The 12,291-nt window shown below is 71.8% G+C and carries 15 protein-coding genes; 5 read left to right on the top strand and 10 right to left on the bottom strand.

Annotation, left to right across the window (positions count from 1 at the left end):
• Window positions 1–44: 44 nt before the first annotated feature.
• A complete protein-coding gene (locus tag ACFY8W_RS22365; RefSeq protein ID WP_391107851.1) occupies window positions 45–1,625 on the bottom strand; it encodes a DAK2 domain-containing protein in 1,581 nt (526 codons plus the stop codon).
• 236 nt (window positions 1,626–1,861) lie between these two features.
• Between ACFY8W_RS22365 and rpmB the strand changes: the two genes are divergently transcribed.
• Window positions 1,862–2,047 (top strand): 50S ribosomal protein L28, encoded by a 186-nt coding sequence (rpmB, locus tag ACFY8W_RS22360; RefSeq protein ID WP_003957616.1) that lies wholly within the window; start codon window positions 1,862–1,864, stop codon window positions 2,045–2,047.
• Between the two features lie 154 nt (window positions 2,048–2,201).
• Here rpmB and thiD read toward each other — a convergent pair whose 3' ends face one another.
• Complete coding sequence (thiD, locus tag ACFY8W_RS22355) at window positions 2,202–2,999, bottom strand: bifunctional hydroxymethylpyrimidine kinase/phosphomethylpyrimidine kinase (protein ID WP_391107848.1); 798 nt, start codon at window positions 2,997–2,999, stop codon at window positions 2,202–2,204.
• Window positions 2,996–3,958 carry a thiamine-phosphate kinase gene (locus ACFY8W_RS22350; RefSeq protein ID WP_391107846.1) on the bottom strand — a complete coding sequence of 321 codons (963 nt, stop codon included), beginning with the start codon at window positions 3,956–3,958 and terminating at the stop codon, window positions 2,996–2,998. The genes thiD and ACFY8W_RS22350 overlap by 4 nt, the downstream gene beginning before the upstream one ends.
• A 233-nt stretch (window positions 3,959–4,191) precedes the next feature.
• On the opposite strand from ACFY8W_RS22350, the gene ACFY8W_RS22345 reads away from it, so the two are divergent.
• Both ACFY8W_RS22345 and ACFY8W_RS22340 read left to right on the top strand, forming a co-directional pair.
• Window positions 4,192–4,425 carry an Lrp/AsnC ligand binding domain-containing protein gene (locus ACFY8W_RS22345; protein WP_391107843.1) on the top strand — a complete coding sequence of 78 codons (234 nt, stop codon included), beginning with the start codon at window positions 4,192–4,194 and terminating at the stop codon, window positions 4,423–4,425.
• A gap of 20 nt (window positions 4,426–4,445) precedes the next feature.
• Entirely contained in the window at window positions 4,446–4,928 is a 483-nt protein-coding gene (locus ACFY8W_RS22340; protein WP_391107840.1) for a DUF3515 family protein, read from the top strand.
• Window positions 4,929–4,944: 16 nt separating this feature from the next.
• Here the strand turns inward: ACFY8W_RS22340 and ACFY8W_RS22335 are convergent, their stop codons facing one another.
• The 3 genes from ACFY8W_RS22335 to ACFY8W_RS22325 all read right to left on the bottom strand — a co-directional run bounded on the left by ACFY8W_RS22335 (window position 4,945) and on the right by ACFY8W_RS22325 (window position 7,913).
• Window positions 4,945–6,084, bottom strand: coding sequence for a D-alanine--D-alanine ligase (locus ACFY8W_RS22335; protein ID WP_391107837.1), 1,140 nt, complete (start codon window positions 6,082–6,084; stop codon window positions 4,945–4,947).
• 78 nt (window positions 6,085–6,162) lie between these two features.
• On the bottom strand, window positions 6,163–7,164 hold the full coding sequence (locus ACFY8W_RS22330; RefSeq protein ID WP_391107834.1) for an NAD(P)H-dependent glycerol-3-phosphate dehydrogenase: 1,002 nt from the start codon (window positions 7,162–7,164) through the stop codon (window positions 6,163–6,165).
• Complete coding sequence (locus ACFY8W_RS22325; RefSeq protein WP_391107831.1) at window positions 7,161–7,913, bottom strand: 1-acyl-sn-glycerol-3-phosphate acyltransferase; 753 nt, start codon at window positions 7,911–7,913, stop codon at window positions 7,161–7,163. Before ACFY8W_RS22325 ends, ACFY8W_RS22330 begins: the two co-directional genes overlap by 4 nt.
• A gap of 121 nt (window positions 7,914–8,034) precedes the next feature.
• On the opposite strand from ACFY8W_RS22325, the gene cofC reads away from it, so the two are divergent.
• Window positions 8,035–8,706, top strand: a complete 672-nt coding sequence (cofC, locus tag ACFY8W_RS22320; protein WP_391107828.1) for a 2-phospho-L-lactate guanylyltransferase — start codon at window positions 8,035–8,037, stop codon at window positions 8,704–8,706.
• 9 nt (window positions 8,707–8,715) lie between these two features.
• A complete protein-coding gene (locus ACFY8W_RS22315) occupies window positions 8,716–8,919 on the top strand; it encodes a hypothetical protein (RefSeq protein WP_391107826.1) in 204 nt (67 codons plus the stop codon).
• Between the two features lie 151 nt (window positions 8,920–9,070).
• Here the strand turns inward: ACFY8W_RS22315 and ACFY8W_RS22310 are convergent, their stop codons facing one another.
• From ACFY8W_RS22310 to leuC, 4 genes are all read right to left on the bottom strand, one after another.
• Window positions 9,071–9,748, bottom strand: a complete 678-nt coding sequence (locus tag ACFY8W_RS22310; RefSeq protein WP_391107823.1) for an HU family DNA-binding protein — start codon at window positions 9,746–9,748, stop codon at window positions 9,071–9,073.
• Between the two features lie 143 nt (window positions 9,749–9,891).
• A complete protein-coding gene (locus ACFY8W_RS22305; protein ID WP_128977465.1) occupies window positions 9,892–10,119 on the bottom strand; it encodes a hypothetical protein in 228 nt (75 codons plus the stop codon).
• 104 nt (window positions 10,120–10,223) lie between these two features.
• A complete protein-coding gene (gene leuD / locus ACFY8W_RS22300; protein ID WP_391107821.1) occupies window positions 10,224–10,817 on the bottom strand; it encodes a 3-isopropylmalate dehydratase small subunit in 594 nt (197 codons plus the stop codon).
• 6 nt (window positions 10,818–10,823) lie between these two features.
• Window positions 10,824–12,248, bottom strand: coding sequence for a 3-isopropylmalate dehydratase large subunit (leuC, locus tag ACFY8W_RS22295; RefSeq protein ID WP_391107819.1), 1,425 nt, complete (start codon window positions 12,246–12,248; stop codon window positions 10,824–10,826).
• Window positions 12,249–12,291: the final 43 nt, after the last annotated feature.

Genomic DNA, 12,291 nt, shown 5'->3' with positions numbered 1-12,291 from the left:
ACCCGTCGCGCAGCCGCGGCGGAAATCCTCGGGGCCGCCCGGGGCTACTCCACGCCGATCAGCAGCGGCGGTGCGCCCTCGCCCGCGTGGTAGACGGTGGTGTCGACGGCCAAGTACGTGGTGCGGACGTGCTGTTCGAGGGTCCGCGCCAGGTCCTCCGGGGTGTCGTCGGCGACGACGAGGGTGACCAGCTCGCCGCCCGCGGAGAGCATGCGGTCGAGGACCGTGAGGGCGGTGGTGGTGAGGTCCTGGCCGATGACGGCGACGTCGCCCTCGATGAGGCCGAGGACGTCGCCGGCCTGGCAGACGCCGGCCGAGGTGAAGGACTGGCGTTCGGCGACGGCGAGTTCGGCGTAGCGGGTGGCGCCGGCGGCGGCCGTCATGGCGACGACGTCCTCGTCGAAGCGGCGGTCGGGTTCGTGGACGGCGAGGGCGGCGATGCCCTGGACGGCGGCGCGGGTGGGGATGAGGGCGACCCGGATGCCCTCGGCCCTGACCTGTGCGGCGGCCGCGGCGGCGATCTGCCGCAGCTCGGTGTCGTTGGGCAGCAGGACGACCTCGCGGGCGTGGGCCCGGCGGATCGCCTCGGCGAGGTCGAGGCCGGTCGGCGTCCCGCCGGGGCGGGCGACCAGGGTGGTCGCGCCGGCCTCGGCGCACAGCCCGGCGAGGCCGTCGCCGGGCAGGACGGCGACGACCGCGCGCCCGGCGGGTTCCGGGCGGGACTCGAAGTGGGTGACGCGGATGCGGTACGGGCGTCCCGCCTCGACGCCGGCCTCGACCGCCGCTCCGGCGTCGTCGACGTGGACGTGGACGTTCCACAGCCCGTCGCCGCCCACGACGACGAGGGAGTCCCCCAGTTCGTCGAGGCGTCGCTTGAGGGTGTCCACGGCGGCGTCCTCGGCCTCCAGGAGGTAGATGACCTCGTACGAGGGTCCTCCGTCGGGCCGGCAGTCGCCGAGGACGACCGGCGCGTGCGCGGGTTCGGTGCGAGGCGCCGGCGCCTCGCCGGTCAGGGCCTCGACGAGCGCGCCGAGCACCGCCACCAGACCGCGTCCTCCGGCGTCCACGACGCCCGCGCGACGCAGTACGTCCAGTTGGCCGGGGGTCGCCTCCAGGGCCGTCCTTGCCCCCTCGTAGGCGCTCCTGGCGACCGTCACGAGCTCGCCGCCGGCCGCGCAGGCGCCGGCCGCCGCGTCGGCGACGGTGAGGAGGGTGCCCTCGACGGGGTGGGCGACGGCCCGGCGGGCCGCTTCCGCGGCGCTCGCGAGTGCGCGGGCGAGCTGGTCGCCGTCTCCGCCCTCGGCGAGGACCGCGGACATGCCGCGGAGGAGCTGGGAGAGGATGGTGCCGGAGTTGCCGCGGGCGCCGATCAGCGCGCCGTGCGCCATCGCCCGTATGACCTCCGCCACGTCCGGGGCCTCCGGGGCTCCCTCGGCGAAGGCCTCGTCGGCGGCCCGGGCGGCCGACTCGACGGTCAGGTACAGGTTGGTTCCGGTGTCGCCGTCCGCGACGGGATAGACGTTGATGGCGTCGATCTCCGCGCGCTCCCTGCCGAGCGCCGCCAGCGCCCCTGCGCACCAGGATCGGACCGTTTCGGCGTCGAGGGTCTGCGGGGCTCGCGGCAACGGGTGGTCCTCCTGTGCGACGCGGTGGGTTCACCGCAGGGTAGACCCGCGTCCGCCCGGGGCCCGGGGCGGGGGCCGGGCGGACCATGGTAGTTTCGTTCCACGGAAGCAGTCGTTGTATGCTGCTTCGGTTGCCCGGCACAGTCGGGCCATTCCCCCGGCAAGCCACTTCAGATCCCTGATCCGATTCCGGTGCGCCGGATTTCACTGTAAATCTGAAGTCTTTGGAGTGACCCGTGGCTGCCAACTGCGACGTCTGCGGCAAGGGGCCGGGCTTCGGCAACAACATTTCGCACTCGCACCGCCGTACGTCTCGTCGCTGGAACCCGAACATCCAGCGTGTGCGTGCCGTGGTCGGTCGGACGCCGAAGCGGCTCAACGTCTGCACCTCGTGCATCAAGGCCGGCAAGGTCTCGCGCTAATTGGTGCTCCCCCCGCGGAAGCGGGGATAGCCCCGCCGACGTTTCGTCGTAGCGCAGCCCCTGCGGTTGCCTTGAAAGGCCGGTTCACCTCGGTGAACCGGCCTTTTGCCATGCCCTGGCGCGGTTGCCGCGTCCTCCGGGCAGTCGCCGTGCCTCAGCGCAGGCGCCAGGCGTGGTCCACGGGGCCGATGCCTCCGCCCAGCGAGAAGCCGGCGGCGATCGCGCCCGTCACGTACTCCTTCGCCTGCCGTACGGCCTCCGGCACCGTCAGTCCCTTCGCGAGCCCCGACGCCACCGCCGAGGCGAGCGTGCAGCCCGTCCCGTGGGTGTGCCGGTTGTCGTGGCGCGGGGCGCGCAGCCACAGCTCCTCGGAGCCGTCCGTCAGCAGGTCCACGGCCTCCTCGCCGGAGGGCAGGTGCCCGCCCTTGACCAGCGCCCAGCGCGGCCCGTACGACAGGATCGCGCCGGCCGCCCGCCGCATCCCGGCCTCGTCCTCGACAACGACGCCCGTGAGCTGCGCCACTTCGTCCAGGTTCGGGGTGGCGACGGTCGCGACCGGCAGCAGCTTCGTGCGTACGGCGTCCAGCGCGGAGGCCGCGAGCAGCGGGTCCCCGTGCTTGGAGACGCCCACCGGGTCGACCACGACGGGCGCCGCGGTCCCGGCGAGCAGTCCGGCGACCGTCTCCACGAGCACGGCGGAGGCCAGCATGCCCGTCTTGACCGCCTGGACGCCGATGTCGTCGACGACGGCCCGGTACTGGGCCCGTACGGCCTCCTCGGGCAGCTCCCAGGCGCCCCGGACGCCCAGCGAGTTCTGGGCGGTCACGGCCGTGATCACGCTCATGCCGTGGACGCCGAGCGCGAGCATGGTCTTGAGGTCGGCCTGGATGCCGGCGCCGCCGCCGGAGTCGGATCCGGCGACGGTGAGGACCAGGGGCGGCCGGGAGGTCATTCGGTGGCCCCGAAGTGGTCCCAGCCGCCCTTGCTGTGCCAGGGCGCGCCGTCGACGGTCACCTGGGGCAGCGCGGAGGGGTTGAGGACCTCGCCGATGACCTTCCAGCGGGCGGGGAGCTTCACGTCGGGCGGGAAGGTGGCGACGATCGCGTGGTCCTCTCCCCCGGTGAGCACCCACTGGAGCGGGTCGACGCCGACGGCCTGGCCGATGTCGTTCATCTGGCTGGGGATGTCGATGAGGCCGGAGCGCAGGTCGATGCGGACCTTGCTGGCCTCGGCGATGTGGCCGAGGTCGGCGATCAGGCCGTCGCTGACGTCGCACATGGCGGTGGCGCCGAGGCCGGCCGCCGCGGGACCCGCGTGGTACGGCGGTTCGGGGCGGCGGTGGGCCTCGACGAAGGCGCGCGGGGAGCGGAAGCCTCGGGAGAGCACCGCGTAGCCGGCGGCGGACCAGCCGAGCCAGCCGGTGTAGGCGACGACGTCGCCGGGCTGGGCGCCGCCGCGGGTGACCGGGTCGTGGTTGCGCAGGTCGCCGAGGGCGGTGATGGAGACGGTGATCGTGTCGCCGCGGACCACGTCGCCGCCGACCACCGCGGCGCCGGCGACCTGACATTCGTCGCGCAGTCCGTCCATGAGTTCGGTGGGCCAGGTGACGGGCAGCTCGGCGGGCACGACCAGGCCGAGCAGGAGCGCGGTGGGCACCGCGCCCATGGCGGCGATGTCGGCGAGGTTCTGGGCGGCGGCCTTGCGGCCGACGTCGTAGGCCGTCGACCAGTCGCGGCGGAAGTGACGTCCTTCGAGCAGGATGTCCGTGCTGGCCACCACCCGCCGGTCGGGGGCGGAGACCACCGCGGCGTCGTCGCCGGGCCCGATCCGCACCGCGGGCGTGGAGGTGAGCCGGGAGGTGAGCTCCCTGATGAGCCCGAACTCGCCGAGCTCTCCGACTGTGCCCTTCACCGCGATTCACCTCGTGTCGTCGTGCCGGCCGCCGCGCCGCTCCGCCGCTCCTCGCCGTGCGGGTCGCGGGCCGTCACCGTGCCGGATACCGTCAAGTAGACCGTCAACTTCTCATGTGTGTACGCCACCCCGCGTGCGCCTCCGAGCTCGGAGGTCTCCCCGCGGCCCGCGGCGACGCGGTACCGTGGCGTCTCTTTCTCCCACAAGATCCTCGTGGCCGCCCTGGAGGTTCCGTGGTACAGGCGTACATCCTTATTCAGACCGAGGTGGGCAAGGCGTCGACCGTCGCCGAGACCATCGCAAAGATCACGGGGGTGATCCAGGCGGAGGACGTGACCGGTCCGTACGACGTCATCGTTCGAGCGGAGGCCGAAACCGTGGACGCGCTGGGCCGCATGGTGGTCGCCAAGGTCCAGCAAGTGGAAGGCATCACGCGCACCCTCACCTGCCCGGTCGTGCATATCTAGCCCCCGTCTACCCTTGGCCGGTGACGTCTTCCCACCGGCCCCTCGGCCTGACCGCTTCCGCCGCCGCGGCCGTGCTGCTGCTGGCCGCCACCGGCTGTTCCGCTTCGGACGCGGAGACGTCGGTGCCGGTTCCCAGCCCTCCGGCGGCCGAGGCCGCCCTCTGCCGTGCCCTCGCGAAGGAGCTGCCCGGCACCGTGGCGGGTCTGGAGCGGGCCGGCACCGAGCCGGAGTCCGAACTGACCGCCGCGTGGGGGGATGCGGCGATCGTACTGCGCTGCGGCGTGCCCCGGCCCGAAAAGATGACCGATCCGCAGGCGCAGGGCGTCGACGTCGACGGTGTCGGCTGGCTGGTCGAGCAGCGCGAGGGCGACGGACCCCGCTTCACCACCACGTACCGCAGGACGTACGTGGAGGTGTCGCTGGGCGAGCGGTACGCGCACGACATGGGCCCGCTCGTGGATCTCGCCGCCCCCGTGAAGAAGGCCGTCCCCCCGAGCCTGTGACCCGGGGGGCGTGTGCTCAGCGCAGGCCCGTGGAGCGGTTCAGCGCGGCCTGGATGAGCCGGTCGACGAGCTCCGGGTAGCTGACGCCGCTCTCCTGCCACATCCGCGGGTACATGGAGATGGGCGTGAAGCCGGGCATGGTGTTGATCTCGTTGATGACGAAGTCGCCGTCCTCGGTGAGGAAGAAGTCGGCGCGCACCAGGCCCTCGCAGGAGACGGCCTCGTAGGCGGCGACGGCGAGCCGCTGGACCTCGGCGGTGGCGTCGTCGCCGATCGGCGCGGGCACCAGGCCGGAGGCCGAGTCGATGTACTTCGCCTCGAAGTCGTAGAAGTCGTGGTCGGTGACCGGCGGGATCTCGGCGGGCACGCTGGCGCGCGGGCCGTCCTCGAACTCCAGGACGCCGCACTCGATCTCGCGGCCGCGCAGCAGCGCCTCGACGATGATCTTCGGGTCGTAGCGGCGGGCCTCCTCGATCGCCTCGTCGAGGCCGGAGAGGCCGTCGACCTTGGTGATGCCGACGGAGGAGCCGCCACGGGCCGGCTTCACGAAGAGCGGCCAGCCGTGGTCGGCGGCGAACTCCACGATCTTCTTGCGGGCGGCGGCCGGGTTCTGCTCCCACTCCCGCGGCCGGATGACCTCGTACGGGCCGACCGGCAGGCCGAAGGAGACGAAGACCCGCTTCATGTACTCCTTGTCCTGGCCGACGGCGGAGGCGAGGACGCCCGCGCCGACGTACGGGATGCCGGAGAGCTCCAGGAGGCCCTGGAGGGTGCCGTCCTCGCCGTACGGGCCGTGGAGCATCGGGAAGACGACGTCGACCTCGCCGAGGGCCTGCGGCAGGGAGCCGGGCTCGTTGAGGACGACCTCGCGGCTGGCCGGGTCGACGGGCAGGACCACGCCGCCGGTCTCCGACTCGGCGAGCTCGGCGACGTCCGGCAGGGCGCGCTCGGTGATGGCCATCCGCTCGGGGGCGTCGGCGGTCAGCGCCCAGCGCCCCTCCCGGGTGATGCCGATGGGCAGCACGTCGTACTTGTCCCGGTCGATGGCGCGCAGGACGGCACCGGCGGTGACGACGGAGATGGCGTGCTCGGAGCTGCGTCCGCCGAAGACGACGGCCACGCGCGGCTTGCGGGGGCTCTGGGTGTTCTCGCTCATATCGCGTTGAGCGTACCTTGCGGCGTCCGAACTCCTGAGCGCCCCGCTTCCGCTTCGCGCGTCCGGCTCAGCGGTGCCTCACCGGCGTTCCGCCTTGGCGCTGCGCGACATCAGCTCCTTGAGCGCGACGACCGGCGGCTTGCCCTCGTGGACGATCGAGACGACGGTCTCGGTGATGGGCATGTCGACGCCGTGGCGGCGGCCCAGATCGAGCACGGACTCGCAGGACTTGACGCCCTCGGCGGTCTGCTTGGTGGCCGCGATGGTTTCCTGGAGGGTCATCCCGCGGCCCAGGTTGGTGCCGAAGGTGTGGTTCCGGGAGAGCGGCGAGGAGCAGGTGGCGACCAGGTCGCCGAGGCCCGCGAGGCCGGAGAAGGTGAGCGGGTCGGCGCCCATGGCGAGGCCGAGCCGGGTGGTCTCGGCGAGGCCGCGGGTGATGAGCGTGGCCTTGGAGTTGTCGCCGAGCCCCATGCCGTCGGCGATGCCGACGGCGAGCCCGATGACGTTCTTGACCGCGCCGCCGAGTTCGCAGCCGACGACGTCGGTGTTGGTGTACGGGCGGAAGTACGGGGTCATGCAGGCGGTCTGGAGCCGCTGGGCGACCGTCTCGTCGGCGCAGGCGACGACGGCGGCGGCGGGCTGCCGGGCGGCGATCTCCTTGGCCAGGTTGGGGCCGGTGAGCACGGCGACGCGCTCGGCCGGTACGTCGGCGACCTCCTGGATGACCTCGCTCATCCGCTTGGCGGTGCCGAGTTCGATGCCCTTCATCAGGGAGACGAGGACGGTGCCGGGCGCCAGCTTCGGTGCCCATTCGGCGAGGTTGGCGCGCAGGGTCTGGGAGGGCACGACGAGGACGGTGAAGTCGGCGTCGCGGGCGGCCTCGGCCGGGTCCGCGGTGGCCGTGATGCCCTTGGGGAGTTCGACGCCCGGGAGGTAGTCGGGGTTGGTGCCGGTGCTGTTGATGGCCTCGGCGAGTTCGGCGCGACGGCCCCAGAGGCTCACCTCGCAGCCCGCGTCGGCGAGCACCATGGCGAAGGCGGTGCCCCAGGATCCGTTGCCGAAGACGGCTGCCTTGGTCACTTCTTGCCTTCCTCCGCGGCCTTGCGGCGCTGCTGCAGCCGGGCCTTCCTGTGGTCGTACGGCTCTGCGGGAGCCTGCTCGCCGCGGACCTCCTCCAGGATCCGGGTGATGGCCGCCATGATCTCCTCGGTGGCCTCGCGCAGCACGTCGGGCGTGGGCTCGACGTCGTAGAAGCGGGAGAGGTCGACCGGCGGACCGGCCTGCACGACCAGCGTCTTGCGCGGCAGCAGCCGGAGCTTGTTCTCCTTGGCGTACGGCGGCATCGCGAGGTTGGCGCCCCACTGGGCGACCGGGATGACCGGGACCTTGGTGAGCAGGGCGACGCGGGCGGCGCCCGTCTTGCCGGCCATGGGCCACATCTCGGGGTCGCGGGTGAGGGTGCCCTCGGGGTAGAAGGCGACGCACTCGCCGCGCTCGATGGCGTCGACGGCGGCCCGGAAGGCGTCCAGGGCGTTGGTGGTCTCGCGGTAGACCGGGATCTGGCCGGTGTTGCGCAGCATCATGCCGACGAACGAGCCCTTGAAGAGCCCGGCCTTGGCGAGGAAGCGGGGCACGCGCCCGGTGTTGTACTGGTAGTGCGCGTAGGACAGCGGGTCCAGGTACGAGTTGTGGTTCACCGCGGTGATGAAGCCGCCCTCGGCCGGGATGTGCTCCGTTCCGCGCCAGTCCCGCTTGAACAGCACCACCAGTGGGGGTTTGGCGATGACCGCCGCCAGGCGGTACCAGAAGCCGATTCTGCGGCGGGACACTCGTGCACCTTTCTCCGGACTGCGCAAGGGGTCAAGTGTCGCCCCATGCTCCTGGCCTGTCGAGGACACCGTACGCCCCGGGGCTCCGGCGCTTCGCGTGGGCGGGACAGAATGGGCCGCGATGAAGACAATCGCCGCCGGCGACGCCGGTGCAGACGCTGCCGACGGCTGGTCGCTGGTGGTGCCCCTGAAGCCACTGGCGCGGGCCAAGAGCAGGCTGGGCGCCGCGGTGGGCGCCGGGCTGCGGCCCCGGCTCGCGCTGGCCTTCGCCGAGGACACCGTGGCGGCGGCGCTGACCTGCCCGGCGGTACGGGATGTGGCGGTCGTCACGGACGATCCGGCGGCGGGGGCCGCGCTCGCCGCCCTGGGCGCGCGGATCGTGCCCGACGTACCGGGCACGGGGCTCAACGGGGCGCTGGCCCACGGGGCCCGCGCGGTACGGGCGGTACGGCCCGGGGCGCGGGTGGCGGCCCTGAACGCGGACCTTCCGGCGCTGCGCCCCGTCGAGCTGGCCCGGGTCCTGGCGATGGCGGGGCAATTCCGGCGGGCTTTTCTCGCGGATGCCGCCGAAATAGGTACGACATTCCTCTCGGCGGGTGCCGGGGTGGAATTGGAACCGGCTTTCGGAGGGGCTTCCCGCCGTCGGCATTTGTCCTCGGGCGCGGTGGAAATCCGGCTGGCGGGGGTGGATTCCGTGCGCCGGGACGTGGACACCGGGGAGGATCTGGCGGCCGCGGTGGCGCTCGGCGTGGGGCCGCGGACGGCTGCCCGCTGGGTGCGCGCGGCCGGATAGGCTGCGGCCATGCAGGCGACCGCGTACACGTACGACTCCGAGACCCGCAGCGGCAGTGTGCTGCTCGACGACGGAACCCCGGTGGAGTTCGGGGCCGAGGCCTTCGAGGCGGGCGGGCTGCGGCTGCTGCGTCCGGGTCAGCGGGTGCGGATCGAGACGGAGGGCGAGGGCACGGCCCTGCGGATCACGCTCGTGACGCTGCAGACCTTCTAGCAGCGCTTTCGACTCCTTCCGGCAGCGCCGTCGGGCCTTCCGGAAGCGCTCGCTGGGCTTCCGGCGGCGCCCTCGGACTCATCGGCGGAACGCGCCGCGGGCCGGGCTCCCCCAGGGGGGAGCCCGGCCCGGCGTGTGAGCACCTGCCGTCCTACTTCTTTGCGGCGGTCTTCTTCGCGGTGGTCTTGCGCGCCGTCGTCTTCTTGGCGGGCGCCTTCTTCGCGGTGGCCTTCTTCGCCGGCGCGGTCTTCTTGGCGGCGGTCTTCTTGGCCGCGGCCGTGGTCTTCTTCGCCGGGGCCGCCTTCTTCGCGGCCGCGGTGGTCTTCTTGGCCGTGGTGGCCTTCTTGGTGGCCGTGGTGGCCTTCTTCGCGGTCGCGGTGGTCTTCTTCACGGCGGCCGTGGTCTTCTTCGCCGGGGTCGCCTTCTTCGCGGCGGCCTTCTTGGCGGTGGTGGCCTTCTTGGCGGCCGCCTTCTTCACGGTGGCGGAGGCCCCACCGGTGAGGCTGCCCTTGGGGGCCTTCTTGACGGACACCTCGCCGCCCTTGGGGAGCTTCTTCGAGCCGCTGACCAGGTCCTTGAAGCCCTGACCCGCACGGAAGCGCGGAACCGAGGTCTTCTTGACCCGGACCCGCTCACCCGTCTGCGGGTTACGGGCGTAGCGGGCCGGACGGTCGACCTTCTCGAACGAGCCGAAGCCGGTGACCGAGACCCGGTCCCCGCCGACCACGGCGCGCACGATGGCGTCGAGCACGTGGTCGACGGCGTCGGCCGCCTGCTGGCGACCGCCCATCTTGTCGGCAATCGCTTCTACGAGCTGCGCCTTGTTCACGTCTTCCCCTTCGGAGACATTGCCGGAACGAAAGTGTTCAAGCTTTTTCGCACGTTAGGCATGTATATACCGCAAATCAAACACGAAACGGGCTAATCACCCTAGTGCCGCAACGCGGAAGTCCCGTTGCGGAGTTCCTGGTGTCAGTCGTCTTCAGGGAATCGGCCCTCGTCGAGGTCCTTCATCAACCGGTCCAGACGCGTTGCCGCGTCCGTGAGATCGTGCTTCGCCGCGGCCGTGACGACCAGCAGCTTCCGGGACAGCGCCATCCTTACGCCCTCCGGGACTTGCAGTTCGCGCACCCTTCTGTGCGCTTCCTTCAATCGGGCGGCGACTGCCTCGTAGAGCTCGAGTTGGCTGTCGCGTTCCATGCACCGATTGTGCCATCTAGGGCGAGTTGTCGCCCGACGGGGTCTCAACAAGCGACTGCGCCCCCCACCGGACGGTGGGGGGCGCAGTACTGGAAAAGCGCTGCTCAGACGGCAATTGTACGGGGCTTGAAGGCGGGCCGGGCCGCCTCGTAGGCCGCGATGTCCGCTTCGTTCTGAAGGGTGAGGCTGATGTCGTCCAGACCGTTCAGGAGCCGCCAGCGGGCGTTCTCGTCGAGCTCGAAGTCGGCGTCGATCCCGGGCGCGAGGACCTTGCGGGCCTCCAGGTCGACGGTGACCTCGACGGTCGGGTCGGCCTCGGTCAGCTCCCACAGCGCGTCGACGGTCTCCTGCGGCAGGACGACGGTCAGCAGGCCGTTCTTCAGCGAGTTGCCGCGGAAGATGTCGGCGAAGCGGGAGGAGATCACGGTCTTGAAGCCGTAGTTCTGCAGCGCCCAGACGGCGTGCTCACGGGAGGAGCCGGTGCCGAAGTCCGGACCCGCCACCAGGACGGTGGCGCCCTGCCGCTCGGGGCGGTTGAGGACGAACTGCTCGTCCTTGCGCCAGGCCTCGAACAGGCCGTCCTCGAAGCCGTCGCGGGTGACCTTCTTCAGCCAGTGCGCCGGGATGATCTGGTCGGTGTCGACGTTGCTGCGGCGCAGCGGGACGGCCCGGCCGGTGTGCGTGGTGAAAGCTTCCATGGTTCCTCAGACCCCCGCGGTGGTGGCGACGTCGGACAGATCGGCCGGGGAGGCCAGGTGGCCCAGGACGGCGGTGGCGGCGGCGACCTGGGGAGAGACCAGGTGGGTGCGGCCGCCCTTGCCCTGCCGGCCCTCGAAGTTGCGGTTGGAGGTGGACGCGGAACGCTCACCGGGGGCCAGTTGGTCGGGGTTCATGCCCAGGCACATCGAGCAGCCCGCGTGCCGCCATTCGGCGCCGGCCTCCTTGAAGACCTTGTCCAGGCCCTCCTCGACGGCCTGCAGGGCGACCCGGACCGAGCCGGGGACGACCAGCATGCGGACGCCGTCGGCGACCTTGCGGCCCTCCAGCAGGGAGGCCGCGTTGCGCAGGTCCTCGATGCGGCCGTTGGTGCAGGAGCCTACGAAGACGGTGTCGACCTTGATGTCGCGCAGCGGCTGTCCGGCGGTCAACCCCATGTACTCCAGGGCCTTTTCGGCGGCCAGGCGCTCCGAAGCGTCTTCGTACGAAGCCGGGTCGGGGACGTTCGCCGAAAGCGGCGCGCCCTGGCCGGGGTTGGTGCCCCAGGTGACGAACGGGGCCAGCTCGGCGGCCTCGATGACGACCTCGGCGTCGAAGACCGCGTCCTCGTCCGACTTCAGCGTCTTCCAGTACGCGACGGCGGCGTCCCAGTCCTCGCCCTCGGGGGCGTGGGCACGGCCCTTGAGGTAGGCGAAGGTGGTCTCGTCCGGGGCGATCATGCCCGCGCGGGCACCGGCCTCGATCGACATGTTGCAGATGGTCATCCGGGCCTCCATCGAGAGCTTCTCGATGGCGGAGCCGCGGTACTCCAGGACGTAGCCCTGGCCGCCGCCGGTGCCGATCTTCGCGATGATCGCCAGGATCAGGTCCTTGGCGGTGACGTCCTCGGGCAGCTCGCCGTTCACCGTGATGGCCATGGTCTTCGGACGGGCCATGGGCAGCGTCTGGGTGGCCAGGACGTGCTCGACCTGGCTGGTGCCGATGCCGAACGCCAGACCGCCGAAGGCGCCGTGCGTGGAGGTGTGCGAGTCGCCGCAGACCACGGTCATGCCCGGCTGGGTCAGTCCCAGCTGCGGTCCCACGACGTGGACGACGCCCTGCTCGACGTCGCCCAGCGGGTGCAGGCGGACGCCGAACTCGGCGCAGTTCTTCCGCAGGGTCTCCAACTGGGCGCGGGAGACCGGGTCGGCGATCGGCTTGTCGATGTCGAGGGTCGGGGTGTTGTGGTCCTCGGTGGCGATGGTGAGGTCGAGGCGCCGCACCTGCCGGCCGTTCTGCCGGAGGCCGTCGAAGGCCTGGGGGCTGGTCACCTCGTGCAGCAGGTGCAGATCGATGAAGAGGAGGTCGGGCTCGCCCTCGGCGCGCCGGACGACGTGGTCGTCCCAGACCTTCTCCGCGAGTGTCCTACCCATCGCTTTCCCTCCGGCCGGCGGCTGCGCCGACACCACTAGAGAC

Origin of the sequence: Streptomyces sp. NPDC012637, from assembly GCF_042954805.1 — a bacterium.
In the GTDB taxonomy this organism is placed as follows: Bacteria; Actinomycetota; Actinomycetes; order Streptomycetales; family Streptomycetaceae; genus Streptomyces.
The sequence above is the reverse complement of the archived record's forward strand: the minus strand, read 5'-3'. Positions and strand labels throughout refer to the sequence as shown.